The organism is Sorangium sp. So ce131, assembly GCF_051519095.1.
GTDB lineage: Bacteria > Myxococcota_A > Polyangia > Polyangiales > Polyangiaceae > Sorangium.
In genome coordinates this window covers 4,330,612-4,349,229 of the sequence record NZ_CP150455.1, presented here as the reverse complement: position 1 = coordinate 4,349,229, position 18,618 = coordinate 4,330,612, and the positions used below count along the sequence as shown (strand labels likewise).

The window sequence follows — 18,618 nt, the reverse complement described above, 5'->3', positions numbered from 1 at the left end:
CTGGGTTGACAGGGCGGCCATGCTCCCGGGAGCATCCTGGGATGATCGAGGCGTCGATCCTGGCACCGCGGTTGGCAGAGCGCTTCCGGATGCTGGAGCTCGCGGGCTCCGGCGGGTCGGGCGAGGTCTGGAGGGCGGTCGACCAGGAGCGGGGCGGCGTGGTGGCGCTGAAGATCGAGCGGCGCGGGCCGGCGTCGCGCGCGGACGACGTGCATCGCGCCGCCGCGCGGCGGGCGCTCGCGCGCGAGGCGCTGCACGCCGCGCTCGCGCTGTCCCCGCGGCTGCCGGAGCTCGTCGACGTCGGCTGGCTCGCGGCGCGGGCCGGGGGCGCGCGCGGCGAGGGCGCCGCGGGCGAGGAGCGCCGCGCGTTCGTGGCGATGCGCTGGGTCGAGGGGCAAGCCGTGGCCGAGGCCGCGCGCGGCCTGCCTGCGGGCGCGGGCGCGGCGTTCGCGCTCGCCGTGGCGCGCGACGCGGGCGAGGCGCTCGGGGACCTGCACGGCATCGGCCTGGCGCACGGAGACCTCAAGCCGGAGAACCTGATCCTGACGCCGGAGGGGCGGATCGGGGTGATCGATCTCGGCCTCGCCTGCTCGATCCACCAGCGCTCCGTCGAAGGGGCGACGCTGAGGTACCTCGCGCGCGGCGACGCGGAGCTCGGCGACGCGCGGTCGAGGGACCTGCTCGCGCTGGGGACGCTGCTCGCCGAGCTCGCCTTCCCCGGCGTCGCCGCGGCGGAGGACCCCATCGGCGCCGCGCGCGCGGCGGTGGCCGCGGAAGGCGCGGCGGGGGCGCCGGTCGCCGCCCTCTGCAGGGCCCTCCTGTCGCCATGCCCGACGGCGCGCCCGTCCGCGGCGTGGGTCACCGAGTCGGCCCGCGCCGCCCTGGCGGGCGCGCAGGCGGGGCGCGCCCCCGCCGCGCCCTCCGCGGCCACCGCCGCGCGCGCGGCGCCGCTCGGGCGCGCCGGCCGCGATCCCGGCGCGGCCGGCGAGGAGCGCGACCGGCAGGACCGGGACGCGCGCCGCGTGCGCGCCGCCTACCTGCGCCTGCGGCGGGACGAGCTCGAGGCCGCGTCCGGCGTGCAGGACGGCGTGGCCTCCTGGCTCGCGGACACGTTCGCGGTGGTCCAGCGGGCGCGCGCGATCGCCGGCGCGGAGCCCCGCGGGCGCAGCGAGGGCGGCGGCGCGGCGCGCGCGGGCTCGCCGCAGGGCGACGGGCCGCGGCTCGGGCGCCTCGATCCGGACCGCGTCGCGCGGTGGCTCACCGCGCTCGTCGGGACGAGCGCCGCGGCGTGGCCGATGGGCGCGATCGCGGCGGCGCCGGAGCCCGCGCTCGCGGACGCGCTCGTGGCCCTGGCGCGGCAGATCCCGCCGCGGGCCTGGACCTTCGCGGACGTGGAGGCGGCCGTGCTGGGGAGCGGGCCGCGCCGGCGAGCGGCGGCGTGGGCGCCGGGCAGCGCGGGGGACGGCGCGCCGGGGCGGCCCGAGCAACCGGCGGGCGGCGCGCGCGGGATCGGCGCGGCGGAGGCGGCGGAGCTCGCGCTCGCGATCGCGCGGGTGCCGCCGGATCCGCTCGCGATCGAGGCGATCGAGCAGCGCGACGACGCGCCCGCCAGCCTGGTGGTCGCCGCGGCCAACGCGCTGCGGCTGCACGGCGAGCTCGGGCGCGCGCGGAGCCAGGTGCTGCGGGCGTGCGTGCGGGACGCGAGGGAGGCCGCGGCGCTCTCCGCCGAGGTGCTGCGCCGCGCCGGGGATCGCGCGCTCGCCGAGGAGCGCGCCCGCGCCGCCGTCGAGGCCGGCGCGGACCCGGACGGGCGCGCCCGGGCGGTGCTCGCGCGCGCCGCGATCGACGCGGGGGCGCTGGACGCGGCCGAGGCGCTCGCCGGCGAGGCGGTCACCGCGCCGCTCTGCGAGGTGCGCGCGCTGATCGCGGCGCTGCGCGGCGACGCCGCGCGGGCGCTCGCCGAGGCGGCGCGCGGCGAGGCGCTCGCGGGCTCCGTCGAGGACCTCGCGAGGATGGCCGCCGTGCGCGGCTACGCGTGGCACGCGGGCGATCCGGAGCGCGCGCACGCGTCGTTCAGCGCCGCGGTCGACTACGCCGTCCGCGCCGGGGCCGTGGTCGAGGAGGCGACCTACCGGACGGGCCAGGCTGCCGCGGCGGTGGACCTCGGCGATCTCGACGGCGCGATCGCGACCGCGACCCGGGCCGCGCTGCTCTGGGAGCACCTCGGCCGGCCGGCGCAGGCCGCGCGCGCGCTGCTCGCGTGCGCGGCCGCGTACGCCACGGCGGGCCTCGCGCACGAGGCCTGCCGCATCGCCGAGGACGCCGCGGCCAGGGCCCGAGACGCCGGCGACACGAAGGCGGAGGCGTACGCGCTGTGGGCGATCGCGGACGTGGCCGCCGCGCGCGGAGACGACGGCGAGGACGGCGGCGCGCGGGCGGAGGACGGCGCGCGGGCGGAGGACGGCGCGCGGGCGGAGGACGGCGCGCGGGCGGAGGACGGCGCGCGGGCGGAGGACGGCGCGCGGGCCGGCGCGCGGGCGGCGGCGGCGCGGGCCGCGGCGCTCCTCGCCGGCGGCTCCGCGGAAGACGAGCTCCGCGCGGCGGCGCGGCTCCTGCGCCACGGCGCGGGCGAGCTCGCGGGCGCGCGCGTCGAGGAGCTCGATCAGCTGGCGAGCCGCCCGGAGCTCGCGGCGGCGGCGCGCCTCGACTGGTGGGGCGCGCGGGCGGCGCGCGCGCTGGAGGCGGAGGGCGGCAGCGCCGCGCCGGACGCGCCGGGCGCGGCGGACGGCGCGGCGGGCCACGCGCCGCTGCCCGGGGGCAGCGAGCGCGTCCTCGCCGCGCTCGCCGCGCTCGCCGGCGTCCGCGCGCCGATCGCGTCGCGCGGGCCGGCGCTCGCCGCGGCGCACGCGCTCGCGGTCAGGGCCGGGCGGACGGACGTCGCGCACCGGCTGCTCGCGGCGCTGGCCGAGTCGGCGCGGGAGCTCTGCCGGCGCAACGCGGACGCGGGCTCGGCCGGGGCGTCCGCCGCCTCGCCCCGCGCGCCGGAGCTCGCGGGCGCGGTGCGCTCGCTGCCGTGGGTCGCCCGCGCGCGGGCGCTGCCGGAGGCCGGGATGCGGCCCGAGCAGGCGCGCGATCTGGAGGCGCTGGTCGCCGCGCTCGGCGAGCGCGAGCGGCTCGCGCCGCTGCTCGACCGGGTCGTGGACGCGCTCGTGCTCTGGACGGGCGTGGAGCGGGGGCTGCTCTTGCTGCGCGCCCCGAGCGGGCGGCTCGTCCCGCGGGCGGCGCGCAACCTGGCGCGCTCCCACCTCGTGGCGGAGCAGCTCGAGCTGTCGGAGACCCTCGCGCGCCACGCGCTGGAGGCCCGCGAGCCGGTGGTCGCCGTGGACGCGGCGGGCGAGCTGCCGAGCGTGCACCGCAGCGTGCACGCGCTGAAGCTCCGCAGCGTGCTCGCCGTGCCGCTCATCGCGCGCGGCGAGGCGCTCGGCGTCGTCTACCTCGACGACCGCGTGCGCCGGGGCGCGTTCGGGGCCCAGGAGCTCCGGTGGGCGCGCGCCATCGCGTCGGTCGCGGCGCTGGCGATCGCCGACGCGCACGCGCAGGTGCGGCTCCGCCGCGCGGCGCGCCGGGCCGAGCGCGCCTCGGCGCGGCTCGCCGAGGCGCTCGCGCGGCGCGAGGCGGAGCTCGACGCGGCCGCGCTGGAGCTCGCCAGGGCGCGCGGCGGCCGGGACACGCGGTACCGCTACGACGCCATCATCGGCGAGAGCGAGCCGGTCCGCGCGATGCTGCGCCTCGTGGATCGCGTGACCGCCGCCGACGTGCCGGTGCTCATCTCCGGCGAGTCCGGCAGCGGCAAGGAGCTCGTGGCGCGGGCGATCCACCAGAACGGCCCGCGGGCGGAGCGCCCGTTCGTGAGCGAGAACTGCGGCGCGATCCCGGAGGGGCTGCTCGAGTCGGCGCTCTTCGGCCACGTCCGCGGCGCCTTCACGGGCGCCGATCGGCCCCGCGCGGGGCTCTTCGAGGTGGCGGACCGGGGCACGCTGTTCCTCGACGAGATCGGCGAGATGAGCCTCGCCATGCAGACGAAGCTGCTCCGCGTCCTCGAGGACGGGCTGGTGCGCCCGGTCGGCTCGGAGCGGGCGCGGAAGGTCGACGTGCGCGTCATCGCCGCGACCCACCGGGACCTGGAGTCGATGGTCCGCGCCCGCGCCTTCCGCGAGGACCTGCTCTACCGGCTGAACATCATCACCATCCGGGTGCCGCCGCTCCGCGAGCGCGCGACCGACGTGCCCCTCATCGTCCAGCACCTCCTCGCAAAGCACGGCCGCGGGCCCATCCGGGTCACGCGCGCGGCGATGGAGCGGCTCTCGGCCCACGGGTGGCCGGGCAACGTTCGCCAGCTGGAGAACGAGATCCGGCGGGCGATCGTGCTCTGCGACGGGACCATCGATCGGGAGCACCTGTCGCCGGAGGTCGCGCACGGCGGCGCGGCGCCGCGCGAGCTCGGCCTCAACGTCCGCGCGCGCATCGACGCGCTGGAGACGGAGCTCGTGCGCGACGCGCTCGAGCGCACGCGCGGCAACCAGACGCAGGCCGCCAAGCTGCTCGGCCTGTCGCGGTTCGGCCTTCAGAAGATGATCAAGCGGCTGGCCATCGCGCCGTGATCAGAGGTCCGCGAGGGCGCGGGCGTCGCGCAAGATCGCGTCGATCCCCTCGTCGTTCGCCTCGTAATAGCCGCGGATCACGCCCTCCTTGTCCACCAGCACCAGGCGCTCGCCGTGGAAGATGCTGAAGAGGCCGGGGCTCGACTCCTGCTTGCCCATCGCGATCTTGAAGCCCTTCACGATCGTCGACTCGATCTGATCGAGGGGGCCTGTCAGGAGCGTCCACCGATCGAGGTCGAGCCCTTGCGCCGCCGCGTACGCCGCGAGTACCTCGGGCGTGTCGTTCTCCGGATCGACCGTGAATGTGACGAGGTGCAGCGCGTCGCCGAGCCCGCGCCCCTCACGCTGGATCTCCTTCATGCGCGCGGTGAGCTTGGGGCAGACGGTCGGGCAGGTCGTGAAGATGAAGTCCGCTATCCACACGCGGCCTCGGAGCTGCTCCAGGCCGAACCGCTGTCCCCGCTGGTCGGTCAGCTCGAAGGCGGGCAGCGGGAGCCGGAGCGCGGGCGGCTCGGCCGCGCGGCCGAGCACCGCGCCGCCGACCGAGGCGAGGGCCACCAGCGCGGCGAGCGCCATCCAGAAGATCGGACGCCCGGCGAGCGCCGCGATTCGAGAACTCGGCGCGCCGCCGCGACCGGACGAAAGCGACACGTCGGCGGGCTCTGCGCGGGAAGGCTCCGCGCGGGAAGGGACGCCGTTCTCCTGGCGCGCCGGCTCTAGGGACACCATCGCACGGACGATGGGAGCCGGTCCCCGGCGAGTCAAGGCAATCACGCGCAAATCACGCGCAAATCACGCGCCGTTCACGCGCCGATCATCAGCGCAGCGAAGAGCAGCACCAGGTAAACCATGGAGGCGAAGAAGAGCTTGCGAGCCCAGCGATCACCCGCGCTTGGGCGGAGGCCCGCCGCGCCCAACCCGAAGAAGCCGCCGCCGAGGACGATCGCGGCGCCGAGGTAGACAGGGCCTCCGACCCCGAACGGCACGAACAGCACCGACGCGAGCACGAGCAGCGCGAGGTAACCGACGATGTGGATCCGCGTCGTGCGGTCGCCCTTCTCGACGGTCAGCACCTTGTGCCCCGCGCGCCGGTAGTCGTCGCGGCGGAAGGTCGCGATGGCCAGGAAATGCGGAATTTGCCAGAGGAACAGGACGGCAAAGAGCAGGAAGCCGGGCGCGTCGATCCGCCCGGTGATGCTCGTCCACCCGAGCAGCGGGGGGATCGCGCCGGGGATCGCCCCGATCGGCAGGGCGAGTGTCGTCCGGCGCTTGAGGGGCGTGTAGACGAGCACGTAGCTGAGCAGCGCCAGGGCGGCGAGCGCGCCCGTGGTCGCGTTCACCCCGAGGAACAGCAGCGGGAGCGAGGCCGCCGAGATCGCGACCCCGAACCAGAGCGCCACCTCGGGCGCGAGCCGCCCCGCCGGCAGCGGCCGCGTCTTCGTCCGCGCCATCAGGCGATCCGTGTCGCGCTCGATGTACATGTTGAGCGCGTTCGCTCCCGACACGACGAGGACCGTCCCGAGCAGCGCCAGCACGAGCTGCGTCGCCGGCACCGCCGCGCGCTCGACTGCGGCCTCGCCGGCCAGCCCGGAGCGGAGATACCGGCTCGCGACCCACATGCCGCCGAGCATCGTCGCGACCACCATCCTCGTGACGCGCGGCTTGGTGAGGCTCACCAGATCGGCCGCTACCCTGAGCAGCGGGCGCGCGCTCGCGGGCAGCGCGCCGCCGCCGCTCTCCGGCGCATCGGACGGGCGGACGTAAGGGACCGCGGCCTGCTCGGAGGCCCGCTCGACATGCATGGTCACGCGTGCACCTCACCGACGCGCGCCAGCGCAGCGCCCCCGAAGACCCCCGCAGGTGGGACAGCCAGGCTGGAAAACGGCATCATCGTCGGGGTGAGGACAGCTGAGAGGAACAGCATCTGGGCCGGGAGACTAGCGCGCGCAACGCGGTTCGGGGAGTCGAGTTCGTCAGTTGCTGCGCGAGGTGCGCGCCTCTAGGGGACAGGTCGGCTGCGGGCAACGGTCGAGGCGCTTCCATCATCGCTCCGCTGGCCGAGGCGGGCGGGGAGGATCACCCCCCTGCGCTGCTCGGTTTGCTCGATTCCAGTCGAGCGATCTCGTGCGGGCCATGGCACGCCGCGTCGCTCCTGTCGGCGCCGCCGCGCGCCTCACCAAAGGCCCTTGAGCTCGTCCTTGTTCTCCGCGGGCTCGGGCTCGTTGCCGCTGTACGTGAACGTCACCTGGGCGGGCTTGTCGTCCGCGACCACGACCTCGGCAGTCTTCAGGCCGTAGCGGGCGTGCCACGCCTCGAGCTTGTACTTGCCGGCAGGGATCTTCTCGATCGTGAAGGAGCCGTCCTCGCCGCTCACCGCGAAGAACGGGTGATCCGTCACCACGACAAAGCCGCGCATCCACGGGTGAATGTCGCAGGTGAGCTTGATGATACCGTCCTTCCACGCCTCGGTGATCGGCTCGGCGTTCCTCGGCTGCGCCTTGTTGAACAGCGTCTCAGCGCCCTTGTAGGTGTGCACGTTGTGCATCGTCCGGTCGCTGTTCTTGATGTCGACCTGCTGCCCGGAGACGACGCCCTGGATGCGCGGCTCGTACGTGCAGTCCTTCTGGTCGACCACCGCGTGCCTCTCGGGGGCCTGGAAGGCGCCCTTCACGCCCCCGACCTCGATGCGGACGAAGGTGTCTTTGAGCTTTCCGTCGTTGACGACGACCGCGTTGTGCGTGAGCTCCTTGTCCTTGCAGACCTCGGCGTCCTTTCGCCCGGCCGGGACCTTCATCTCGACCGGCTTGCCGGCGAGCTTCACCACGCCCTTGATCGTCCCCTTGCCCTCCGGCGCCGGCGGCGCCGCGGGCGCCGCGGCCGGTCCCGTGGTGGATGCGGCCGCGCTGGGCTTCTCGGCGGAGGCCGCCGGCGCAGCCCCGGTCGCGGCGGGCTCGCCGGTCGGGGCCGTCCCGCCGGACGGCCGCGGGGCCTCCTCGGGACACCCGGCGCCGAACGCCAGCGCGGCGAGCGCGAGAGCAGAGAGCGAGACGAGATCGCGAAGGTGCATGAGGGTCCTTCCGTGCCCGGAGCGCGCGACGGCGCGCCCCGGCTTCGGTCGTCCGGGCCGGCGAGGGAGCGACCGTCGGGACGCGGACGGCGCCGCGTCGTCCCGGCGGCGATCGCGCAGCTTGCGGGCTGCGCGCCGACCTGCCGCGAAGCGACGGCGTGCTTAACGAGTGTCGCCGCCCGCGTCAACCTGAGGCGCCGCGGCGACATCCGCTTTCCCGGCGCCCGGGAGCGCGCCCGACGGGCGGTCGCGCCCGGTCGCGAGCACCGCGGCCCAGAAGCCCCGATCGTCGCGCGCCGCGAGCGCGACGCACAGCGCGGCGATCACCAGGGAGAGCGCGCTGAGCGGCACCTCGGGGGCGCTGCGCGCGACGAGCAGCAGCGCGAGCGCGCCGCCCAGCGCGGGCAGCCGGGGCGGGGCGATGAGCGCGAGCGCGGCGACCACCACCGCGAGCGCGGCGGCGAAGAGCTGCACCGAGGGCGCCACGGACGGCGCGGGGCGCGCGAGCAGGCGATCGAGGGCGCGGCGGAGGAGCACCTCGAGCAGCGAGGCGTCGTCCGCCGCGCCGGCGAGCGCCGCCCGGGTGGCGAGCAGCGCGGGGACGAGGGCGGCGATGGAGAGCGGGGTGACGAGGCGCGGCGCCGGCCGCGGCTGCCCGGGGTCGGGCGGGGACTCTGGCCGCGCCGCGCGGCCTTGGCCGAGCGCCACCGCGGCGACGAGGACCGCGAGCGCGTCGATCGCGAACGCGGCGGTGGCGAGGGAGCCCGACGCGGTCGCGAGCGACTTCGAGCCGCGTTCGTTCGCCCACACGGCCAGGAAGACGCCCGCGAGCCGGACCAGCGCGGAGGCGCCGATGAGCCCGAGCGCGGCCGCGACCGGGCGCATGAACGGGGCGCGGAGCGCCTCCCAGGCGCCGCCGAGGGCGAGGACCGCCGCGCTCACGCCGATGAGCGCCGCGGAGAGATCGGGCACGCGCTGCACCGTCGCGTGCAGCACGACGAGGATCACGAAGCTGCCCGCCACGATCGCGGCGATCCGCAGCGCGTACGGGCTGCGGCTGCGCACGACCGCGCCGATCAGGGCCATCGCGGTGACGATGGCGCCGAGCGCGAAGAGCTGGGAGGCGGCCGCGCCGGCGATCTCGACCGCGCGGGCGGTGCGCTCGATGCCGACGGCGAGGCCGACCGTCGCGGGCGCGATCATGCGGCCGAGGATCATCGCGAGCAGGGCGAGGGCGGCGAGCGGCCGGATCAGCCTGAGCACCGGCAGGCCGGCGAGCGGCGGCCGATCGGAGCCGGAAGGCCGCCGCTCGGCCGGCGGGGCGCTGCCCTCGTCGCGACGCGGCGAGGCGGACGGATCCGGCGAGGCGGACGGATCCGGCGAGGCGGACGGATCCGGCGAGGCGGACGGGTCCGGCGAGGCGGGGGGAGGAGGAGCGGCAGGGGGGAGATCGATGTTCAGGAGCATGAAAGAAGGCCGGTCGCTCAGCCTTTATCCCAGGGGCGAGGGGCGTCGAGATCGGTGAAGACCGCGGCGGTCGCCGAGGCGTCGATCAGGTCCTGCATCCGCTGGCCGCCCGCCTCCTCGACGATGCGGTCGTCGTACTCGTCCGCGAGCACCGACAGATCGCGGAGGGCGACGAGGATCTCCTCGGCGTCGAGCGTCTCGCCGCCGAGCAGCGAGTGGACGATGACCACACACGAGCCCTGCGCCACGTAGCCGAAGGCGCCGAAGCGGATCCGCGCGTTGAGGCGGAGCAGCTTCATGGCGAGATCCGGGGTCATCTCGACGCCGCGCGCGAGCTGCGCGACGAGCCGCACGAGCGCGCGGCCCGGCTCCCAGGGCAGGACGTGGAGGTAGACGTACGCGGTCCCCTGCCGCACCACGTAGAACTGCGGCTCGATCCGGGCGAACGCCGGGGAGTCCGCGAGCGCCGCCTCGATGCGGGCATTGGTCACTTGCACGGCCGCGTCGGATTCCTTCGACATGGCGCGGAGGATACATCGCCGCGGTCCCGATGCAGAGCCGGGACCTGGCGCGGGCGCACGAAGCGCCGCCAGGAATGCCCACGTCGAGGCTAGGGGCGCAGCGGGAGCAGCGGCCCCCGGGGCGCCAGCGTCTTCTCGTCGCCCGGGACGGCGCGCGGCGCCTTGCGCACCGGCGCCGGCTCGGCCGGGGCGACGGCGGGCGGATCCTTCAGCAGGTAGGGGTAGACGTTGCGCGTGCCGCACGCGTCGACCGGATCCCGGTGGAACTCCCAGTGCAGGTACACGTTGCCGTCGGGCGAGGCGATCACGTCCGGCGCCTTGCCAAACGGGGACGCGCGGCTCACCGAGTTCAGCGCGACGATGTCGAACGCCGTCATCCCGCTCGGCCTCGTGACCCCGAGGCGCACGATCGTGCCGCTGTCCTTGTTCAGGACCATCTCCACGTGGGTCACCAGGTTCTGATTGAACGCGTGCCCCTTCGGCAGCCCCTCGAGGGCCATCAGGAACTCCTCCGCGAAGATCGGGTGGATCCGGTTGTGGATCATGTTGATGTACGTCGCGAAGGGCGCCCGGGCGGCGTTGAGCGAGGTCTGGTTGCCCGGCTTCACCGAGGGGTCGTAGTTCTCGATCGCGGCGCGCCACTTCTTCCACTTGTCCGCCACCTCCCACGAGCCGCGGTGCGCGCTCCGGCGCGAGGCGCCGTCCGCGGCGCGCTCCGCCATGAGCTTCTCGTTGCCCACGGCCTCCTGCACGCGGGCCATGTTCAGGTTGAGGTTGGGCCCGCCAGGGATCCCGGGCGCGCCGAGGCCGAGCGAGCCGACGCGGACCGGGCTCTGGTAGGGCTGCGGCGTCACCTTCTTGCCGGCGACGCGGCCCTTGCCGTCGCCGCCCGGGTTCGCCGGGTTGAGGGTGTAGCCCCCGCTCGCGCCGTCGACGACCTCGGGCGACGCGGGGCCCGCGCCGCCCTCGGCGCCCCGCGCCGGCGCCGGCAGGGCGGGAGGCGCCTGCGCGACGCGGCCGCCGCCCTTGGCGCCCGGCACGCTCGGGGGCGGCCCCGCCGCGGCCGTGCGCGCGCCCTTCGGCGACGCCGGGCTGTGGTGCTCGGCGCTCTCGCTCTCCGGATTGCGCTCGCCGGGCGCGCGCTTCTCGTCGCCGGCCCGCTGCTCGCTGTGGCCGCTGTGATCGTGATCGCTGTCGCCGACCATGTCCTTCGGCCCGCTCGGGCCCGACGGCGTCCCGGGCGTCGGCGCGGGATCGTCCTGATCCTTCGATCGGATCTGCGCCATCGTCTCCTCGGCGACCTTGTTCGCGTCGTCCGCGATCCGGTTCGCCTCGGGGTTGTCCTCCTGGTCCTTCTCGACGTGCTGCCGGACGGCGAGCCGCCGGCTCGGCGGGGGCGGCGGAGGAGGCGGCGGCGCCGGCTGGACCGGCACGACCTTCGCGACCTCCGGCTTCGGCGGCTCGGGCTTCGGCGGCGGCGGCTTCGGCGGCGGGGGCGCCTTCACCTGGGGAGGCGGCTCCTGCGTCGGCGGCGGCTTCGGCGGGGTCTCCTTCGCCACCTTGGCCGGCTCGGGCTTCTGCTTCGGATCGGGCGGCGCGTCCTTGTCCGGCTCGCTGTCCGCCGGGTCGTCCGCGGCGCGCTCCGGGGGCGCGAGCGGGGTGGGCGGCGGCGTGGGCGCCATCCCGTCCGTCAACACCTCGAACGTCGTGTCGCTCGGCCGGAGGCCCTCCCGCACCGCGTGGACCATCCAGCGGAGCTGCGCCCGATCCTCGATGACCTGCGCCACCTCGACCGCGCCGCCGCCGCCCGCCATGTGCGCCACGATCGCCGCGCAGATCCACAGGGCGAGCGGGATGTGGGCTTCACGCGACATGGCGCTCAACGCCTCCACGCTGCAGAGGCCGCACCGCGCCAGCCGGCACAGCCGTAACAGCAGCGAACGACGGTCACCGGTGGCACCTCCAGACTCCGCGTGAACGACCTGCTCGAACCGTGTAGCGACGCGAAAGCCGCGCCCATGAAGCGGTTCGAACCTAGCATCCAGGGATCAGCACAGCAACGGTCGGTGCGCCCGGACCCGCCGCAGCCGCCGCGTCCGCCGCGCGTGCGTCACGGTCCGCGTCCGCAGTCCGCAGTCCGCGGGGAGCGCAGCGCAGCGGAGCGCGCCGCCGCCGCGGTCACAGCTTGTTGATGGAGTCCCAGTGCTCGGCGATCTCCTCCGCCGTCCAGATGCCGCCCTCGTCCTTGAACTTCCCGGGGCTCTGCGCGACCTTGTAGACGTACATCTGCGCGCCGGCGACGGCGAGGACGTTGCCGGTCCTGTCGGCGCACAGGTCCGAGGCCAGGAACAGCGCCGCGGGGGCGACGTGCGCCGGCGTGAGGGTGTCGCCCGCCGACTGGAACATGGGCAGATCCTCGGTCATCCGCGTCTTGGCGATCGGCGCGATCGCGTTGACCGTGATCCGCTGCTTCTGCAGCTCGATCGCGGCGGTGCGGGTGAGCCCGTAGATGCCCGCCTTGGCCGCGGCGTAGTTGGCCTGGCCGAAGTTGCCGAGCATCCCCGACACGCTCGTGGTGTTGACGATCCGCCCTCCCCCGCCCTGCGCGATCATCTGCTTGGCCGCGGCCTGCGTGCACAGGAACGTCCCCTTCAGGTGGACGGCGATGACGGCGTCCCACATCGCCTCATCCATCTTGAGGAGCGTCTTGTCGCGGAGGATCCCCGCGTTGTTCACCAGGATGTCCACCCTGCCGAACGCCTCGACCGCGGCCTTCACGATGCGCGCCGCCCCGTCGGGGGTGGCCACGGAGTCGAAGCTCGGTGCCGCTTGCCCGCCCAGAGCGCGGATCTCCTCGGCGACCTGCGCCGCCATCGCGTCGCTCGACCCCGCCCCGTCGCGCGTGCCGCCGAGGTCGTTGACGAGGACCTTCGCGCCTTCGCGCGCGAAGAGCAGCGCCTCCTCGCGGCCGATCCCGCCGCCGGCTCCCGTGATGATGGCGACCTTTCCATCGAGCAAACCCATCCTTGCTTCCTCCTGCTGCGCGCGCCGGCGGCGCGCCGGGCCGTCCTTCGCGCGGAGCTTCGCACAGCGCCCCTCGGCCAGCGCGCACATTCTGCCAAAAGGGGCGCACGGCGCCGCTTCTTTGCCCGATCGCGCGCGGCGATGGTAACGGCGCCTTCGATGCAACTGCCCAGCCGCCTCTCCACGTCGACCCTGGGAGACCTGCTCGGCGCGCTGCACCGCCAGAAGACGACCGGGCTCCTGGAGCTCTGCGAGCTCCGGACGCCGAGCGGCTCGACGGTGCCCGGCCGCCAGCACCGGATCCAGCTCCTCTCCGGCCTGGTCACCGCCATCGAGACGCCGCTCCAGGTGCCCCGCCTCGGCGAGATCCTCGCCCGCGAGGGCTCCGCGCCCGCGCCGTCGATCCAGCGGCTCGCCGCGCTCGTCGCGGCGCACCGGGGGCGCCGGACGGGCGAGGTGCTCGTGGCCGCGGGGCTCATCCCCTCGAGCGCGGTCGAGCGCGCGCTCCGGTCCCAGCTCCGCGCCCGGCTCGAGGCGCTCTTCGCCATCGAGGAGGCGACCATCTGCTTCCACACCGCGAGGCCGCTCGCGTGGTCCCTGCAGCAGGTCGGCCCGCTCTCGCCGAGCGACTTCCTCCACGGCCGCCCGCGCGCGCGGGATCGCTACCGGCGCGCGGCCAGCGTGGGCGGCGCGGCCAGCGTGGGCGGCGCGACCGGCGCGGGCAGCGCGCGGTCCGCGGGCGGCGCGACCGGCGCGCGCGGCGCCTCGTCCGGCGCGCCCGGCGCCGCGCCGAGCGGCGGCCGCGTCGACGAGCGGCGCCGCCGCGCGCTCGATCTGCTCGGCCTCCGCGAGGGCGCGACCGAGGCCGAGATCCGCCGCACCTTCCGCCGCCTGGCCGCGGACCTGCACCCCGACCGCGGCGCCGCGCTGGCCGGCAAGGGCGCGCAGCTCGGCGCCGCCACGGCGCGCTTCGCGGAGCTCTCGGCCGCCTACCACCTGCTCGTGGCGTGAGCCCAGCCGAGCCTACGCCCGGCCCACGAGGCGCTCGATCAGGAACGACGCCACGGTGATCGGCTTCGTCCCCGGGCCGAACCCGGCGTCGAAGCCGAGCTCGACGGCGAGCTGGTGATCGATCCGCGGGCCGCCGAGCAGCATGATCACCTTGTCCCGGAAGCCCTGGCGCGTCGCCATCTCGATGAGCGCCGCCGCGTTCTCCTTGTGGCAGTTGCGCTGCGTGATCACCTGCGAGACCAGGATGGCGTCGGCGCCGAGCGCCTTCGCTTTCTCGCAGAGCTCGGCGTTCTCGACCTGCGCGCCGAGGTTGTGGGCGTCAAAGCACTTGAAGCTCTCGAGCCCCTTCTCGCCAGCGAATCCCTTGTAGTTCAGGATGGCGTCGATGCCGACGGTGTGCGCGTCGCTGCCCGTGCAGGCGCCCACGACCACGATCTTGCGGCCGAGCTTCTTCGCCTGCGCCTCGATGTCGTCCCGGGTGAGCGGCTGCGCGGCGAGCTCCTCGACCTCGATGTCCGAGACGTCGACCCCGTGCTGGGAGTGCCCGTAGACGACGAAGTAGGTGTGCTCCCGGCTCGCCTGCTCCATGGCCGTGACGAGCGGCTCGCGCAGGCCGTGCGCCTCGGCGAAGCGCTTCGCCGCCTCGCGGGCGCGGTCGCCCGGCAGGACGCGGAGCGTGAACGACATCTGGACCATCCCGTCGCCCTCGCGATCGCCGTACGCGCGCAGGAGATTTCGCGGTGTCATGCTCACCTCTGTTTCAGGGGGCGGAAGGAGCCGATCCCTCGTTGAGATTAGGACATTAGCGCCAGGCAGGCTCGCGCGGCTAGGGCCATCGGAGGGCGGCGCGCGCGCCGCCTGCGCGAAGAAGGCGCCAAGTCAGGAAGAATGTCCTCTGGCGCGCTGACAGCGGGTCTCCCTGGAGGGATGTCCCGAGATTCCCGTCCTCCTCGGCGCGGCCTGGGCTCGCGCGCCGGGGAGCCCGCCGGGGATTGTTACGAGGACCGCTCCAGCACCTCGAGGATCGGATTCAGGTACTCCGGGTGCCGCGCCACGACCCCCGAGTACCCCTTTCCGCCCGTCCGCGTCCGCTTGACGTCGCCGAACGCCCCGCGGCCGATCGCGTCCCAGAGCGTGTCCCGGTCGACCTCGTGGAGCAGCGCGTGCGCCTTGTCGAGGACCTCGCGGGCGCGCGACTCGACGATGCCGCCCGGCTTCCACTGGATCTCGTCGCCGAGGTGCCGCGCCGCCGTGAAGATGTAGCGGGCGCTCTTCAGCGAGAGGTACCGATCCATGAGCAGCGGCGTGTGGACCGCCTCGCTGAACATCCCGAGCAGCTCGATCGACTGGGCCGTCGTGATCCCGACCAGGTTGAACATCGCGTCGTGGACGTGGCTGTGGAAGATGTCGCCGGTCTTGAACTTGGTGGGCGGCATCCACTTGATCGGGTGCCTGTCGAAGATCTGCCGGACGAGCTGGGCCTGGGCGAGCTCGAAGAGCAGGCTGTCCTCGAGCCAGGGGTTGATCTCGAAGGCGTGGCCGAGGCCCATCTGCTCCTCGCGGAGGCCCGCGCGCCGGGCGAACGCCTCGTTGATGAACTGCGACGCGAGGACCGTGTGCGCCTTCTCGACCGCGTCGGCGGTCGTCAGGTAGTTGTCCTCTCCCGTGTTGATGACGATCCCGCTCCTCGCGATGATCCTGCGGGAGAAGTACTGATCGATGAACGTCCGCTGCATGTTGATGTCGCGGAACAGGATCCCGTACATCGCGTCGTTGAGCAGCATGTCGAGCCGCTCGACGGCCGCCATCCAGGCGATCTCGCTCATGCAGAGGCCGGACGAGTAGTTCGTCTGCGCGAGGTAGGTGCCGGTGTCGCGGGTCGCCTCGTCGGTGGCGCGGCGGATGATCCGGAAGTTCTCCTGCGTCGCGTACGTGCCGCCGTAGCCCTCGGTGGTCGGCCCCTCCGGGACGTAGTCGAGCAGCGACTGGGCCGTCGCGCGGATCACGGCGACGATGTCGGCGCCAGCGAACCCGGCCGCCTTGGCCTGGACCGCGTCGTCGTAGATGTTGCCCGTCGCGACGATGACGTACTTGAGCGGCGCGGCGCCGACCCGGTGCGCGGCCTTCATCGCCTCCCGCTCGTCGCGGGCCCGGTCGATCCGGGCGATCGCCTCGCGCGTGGCCGCCTCGAGCGCGCCGCGCGCCTCGCTCGTGGACGGGCCGGGGCCGAAGTCGGCGGATTCGCTGAACGCCAGCATCTCCGCGGCTTCCTGCACGGAGCCGGCGCCCTCGCAGAGCGCCCGGCCGAGGTGGTAGGCGACGCCGCGCCCGGCCTGCCCCGCCCGGTGGATCCGGTCGACGAGCGCGTTCACGAGCGGCGTTCCCTCGGCGTCGGCGCCGACCACGCCGTAGGCGCGGGCCACGGTGCGCTCGACGCCGACCGTGGTGTGGCGGTCGATGAAGCGCTGCACCTCGTCGGCGATGTCGGCGGCGAACGCGCGGCACGCCTCCACCTTTTCCTGCTCCACGGGGACGGTGGTCATGGGTTTCTCCGGGGCAAGCGGTCTTAGCGCACTCTCACCGCGGCCGGTACTCCGGCGCGGGATCGGCGGCGGAGCGGCCGGGCGAGAGGTACGGCGGCCCGGCGTCGGCGGCGTCACGGCGAACGGCGGAAGCGACGCGACACCGCGGCGGCGCGGTCGCCCTGCGCGCCGGCGTGCGCCGCGCGGCGGGCGGCGCTAGAGACGGAGGTCATGGGGAAGCTGATCCTGCTCTTCGCCGCGATCCTGATCGTGGAGTTCTGGCTGCTCCTCTCGATCGGCCAGCAGATCGGCTTCTGGCCGACCGTGGCGCTCGCGCTCGGGACGGCCGTCCTCGGGGCGGCGCTCGCGAAGCGCGAGGGGCTGCGGGTGCTCGCCGGCTGGCAAGGTGCGATGGCGGAGGGGCGCGCCCCGGACGAGGGGCTCACGGGCGGGCTGCTCGTGCTGCTCGGCGCGGCGCTGCTCATCACGCCGGGGGTGCTGACGGACGTCGCCGGGCTCCTGCTGCTGATTCCGCCGGCGCGCCGCCGCATCGCCGCGGTCGTGCAGGAGCGGTTCGAGCGGCGCGTCGCCGCGGCGAGCGCGGCCGGCGGCCTCGGCGGCCCTGGCGGCGGGCTCTTCAGCGTGAGGGTCGTCGACTTCAGCAGCGGGCCGTTCGGCGGCGCGTTCGGCGGCGGGCCGTTCGGCGGCCGCGCCGGGGGGCCCGGCGGCGGCGCGACCTCAGGCTGGGAGGCGCCGCGGGAGGTCATCGACGTCGAGGCGGTCGTGACCGAGGACGACGAGCGCGGCGGGCCGGCGCCGACGACGCGGCGATTGCCAGGTTGAGAGGCGATGACGGCCGGGCGGCCCCGGGCGCAGGCGCCGGGGGCCGCCGGGCGAGAGCGCCACTCGCTGGCTCGCGCGCGCAGGGCGCCTGAAGACGGCTGTCGGAAGAGCTCGTGGCGCGAGAGCAACAACGCAATTTGCTCTTTCACGCCCGGGCAGCACGACCGAAACGACAAAGAAACAATGCCTGTTGTATGCTCCTCCACGTCGTCGGGGGAGCCCGACAAAACAGGAGAGTTCGCATCATGAAGATCTGAAGTTCTCGCATGGCACGACGCGACCACGCACGTTCACACAGCCGCAACCCACTATGCTAGGACCAACTCGACACGCGATTCCATCGACCCGACCGAGCCGCTCGGAAAGCGGCGCGAAGGATGGCTCCGGCGCGACGTCCAGCCCTGAACAGCGCCGGTCCGCTCGCCTGGGCGGGCGCCACGCGCCGGGGACCCAGCCTTCTTACCTCATGAAGGCGAGGAGGGCGACCCGATGAAGCTGGTCAAATCCGTCGCCGGCTGGCTGCTGGGGCGCACCGATCCCAGGGAGCCGCTCGGCAGCTCGCTCATCTCCGCCCTCTCCCGTCTGCCCATCCACCTCGCCGCGGACGCCGTGTGCCTCCGGAAGAACGCGGACTCCGGCGCCCTGGAGGTGCTCCTGACCCAGCGCGGAGCATCGGAGTCGGACCCGGGGGCGTGGTGCTGCCCGGGGAGCGTGCTCTCGCCGGGGGAGCAGCCCGAGCACGTGCTCCATCGGCTCGGGGTGACGATCTCCGATTTCACCTTCCTCGGCGACTACTTCTCGGCCGCGGCGCGCGGCTGGATGGTCTCCCGGGTCCACCAGGCGAAGCTGGCCGAGGTGCCGGCGACAGGCGCCTGGTGGCCGGTCGAGCAGCTGCCGAACAACACGGTGCCCAAGCATCGGGAGCAGGTCATCCCGATGGCGGTCAAGGCGTTCCACGCCCAGCGCGCGAAGCTCTCGCGCCAGGCGAGCGCGCCGGCCATGTGACGCGCGGCCCAGCGGCGAGCGATCGAATGCGACGTCGCTCGCCCCCCCGCCGCGACACCTCGCCTCACGTCCTCCGACACAGCGGTTGCCCCAGACAGTGAGCCGGCGCGCGATTCCACCGCTCCCGGATACCTGAGCAGGATACGCCCGGTCAGCCCCCTGTGGAGTCCCCAACAGGAACCGTCCGGCCGGCCCCTGGGGAGTCCCAAACAGGAACCGTCCGGCCAGCTCCCTGGGGAGTCCCGACGCGCGCGCCTCAGCCAGGCACGTCGCGCCCAGCCTGCGTGGGCCGCGCGACATGCGAGCACAACGAGCGAGGGTCCAGGGGACTGTAGAGCTGGCTCGCACGCAGGACGGAAACGTGGGCTCCTGCCTGCCCTGCGATCGACGCCCGCCGCGCCCAGCCGGCCGCTATCGATCGCGCGCAGCTTGGGTTACGCTGCCCGGAAATAACGGGGCTCACCGCGGCGGCGCTCTCCGCGGTCGGCTCCGCGGGG

The 18,618-nt window shown here is 74.9% G+C and carries 13 protein-coding genes; 4 read left to right on the top strand and 9 right to left on the bottom strand.

All coding sequences use genetic code 11. The features are described from left to right. Positions 1 to 41: 41 nt before the first annotated feature. The gene (locus tag WMF43_RS16050) at positions 42 to 4,661 is read left to right on the top strand and encodes a sigma 54-interacting transcriptional regulator (protein ID WP_437681246.1); all 4,620 of its coding nucleotides are present in this window, start codon (positions 42 to 44) and stop codon (positions 4,659 to 4,661) included. Here the strand turns inward: WMF43_RS16050 and WMF43_RS16045 are convergent, their stop codons facing one another. From WMF43_RS16045 to WMF43_RS16015, 7 genes are all read right to left on the bottom strand, one after another. Continuing rightward, positions 4,662 to 5,237, bottom strand: a complete 576-nt coding sequence (locus tag WMF43_RS16045) for an SCO family protein (RefSeq protein WP_437681245.1) — start codon at positions 5,235 to 5,237, stop codon at positions 4,662 to 4,664. Between the two features lie 227 nt (positions 5,238 to 5,464). Continuing rightward, on the bottom strand, positions 5,465 to 6,382 hold the full coding sequence (gene cyoE / locus WMF43_RS16040; protein WP_437684021.1) for a heme o synthase: 918 nt from the start codon (positions 6,380 to 6,382) through the stop codon (positions 5,465 to 5,467). Between the two features lie 452 nt (positions 6,383 to 6,834). Next, on the bottom strand, positions 6,835 to 7,728 hold the full coding sequence (locus WMF43_RS16035) for a carboxypeptidase regulatory-like domain-containing protein (RefSeq protein WP_437681244.1): 894 nt from the start codon (positions 7,726 to 7,728) through the stop codon (positions 6,835 to 6,837). Between the two features lie 162 nt (positions 7,729 to 7,890). Continuing rightward, on the bottom strand, positions 7,891 to 9,195 hold the full coding sequence (locus WMF43_RS16030; RefSeq protein ID WP_437681243.1) for a hypothetical protein: 1,305 nt from the start codon (positions 9,193 to 9,195) through the stop codon (positions 7,891 to 7,893). Positions 9,196 to 9,212: 17 nt separating this feature from the next. Then, on the bottom strand, positions 9,213 to 9,716 hold the full coding sequence (locus WMF43_RS16025; protein WP_437681242.1) for a T3SS (YopN, CesT) and YbjN peptide-binding chaperone 1: 504 nt from the start codon (positions 9,714 to 9,716) through the stop codon (positions 9,213 to 9,215). A gap of 89 nt (positions 9,717 to 9,805) precedes the next feature. Beyond that, positions 9,806 to 11,590: a hypothetical protein gene (locus WMF43_RS16020; protein WP_437681241.1), complete on the bottom strand. Its 1,785-nt coding sequence runs from the start codon at positions 11,588 to 11,590 to the stop codon at positions 9,806 to 9,808. Positions 11,591 to 11,894: 304 nt separating this feature from the next. Next, complete coding sequence (locus WMF43_RS16015; protein ID WP_437681240.1) at positions 11,895 to 12,740, bottom strand: SDR family NAD(P)-dependent oxidoreductase; 846 nt, start codon at positions 12,738 to 12,740, stop codon at positions 11,895 to 11,897. 159 nt (positions 12,741 to 12,899) lie between these two features. On the opposite strand from WMF43_RS16015, the gene WMF43_RS16010 reads away from it, so the two are divergent. Beyond that, a complete protein-coding gene (locus WMF43_RS16010) occupies positions 12,900 to 13,751 on the top strand; it encodes a J domain-containing protein (protein ID WP_437681239.1) in 852 nt (283 codons plus the stop codon). A gap of 12 nt (positions 13,752 to 13,763) precedes the next feature. Here the strand turns inward: WMF43_RS16010 and WMF43_RS16005 are convergent, their stop codons facing one another. Then, entirely contained in the window at positions 13,764 to 14,498 is a 735-nt protein-coding gene (locus tag WMF43_RS16005) for an OAM dimerization domain-containing protein (protein WP_437681238.1), read from the bottom strand. A 248-nt stretch (positions 14,499 to 14,746) separates the two neighbouring features. Beyond that, the gene (locus tag WMF43_RS16000) at positions 14,747 to 16,294 is read right to left on the bottom strand and encodes a lysine 5,6-aminomutase subunit alpha (protein ID WP_437681237.1); all 1,548 of its coding nucleotides are present in this window, start codon (positions 16,292 to 16,294) and stop codon (positions 14,747 to 14,749) included. 210 nt (positions 16,295 to 16,504) lie between these two features. Between WMF43_RS16000 and WMF43_RS15995 the strand changes: the two genes are divergently transcribed. Both WMF43_RS15995 and WMF43_RS15990 read left to right on the top strand, forming a co-directional pair. After that, the gene (locus WMF43_RS15995; protein ID WP_437681236.1) at positions 16,505 to 17,116 is read left to right on the top strand and encodes an FxsA family protein; all 612 of its coding nucleotides are present in this window, start codon (positions 16,505 to 16,507) and stop codon (positions 17,114 to 17,116) included. Positions 17,117 to 17,605: 489 nt separating this feature from the next. Further along, entirely contained in the window at positions 17,606 to 18,121 is a 516-nt protein-coding gene (locus WMF43_RS15990; protein ID WP_437681235.1) for an NUDIX hydrolase, read from the top strand. Positions 18,122 to 18,618: the final 497 nt, after the last annotated feature.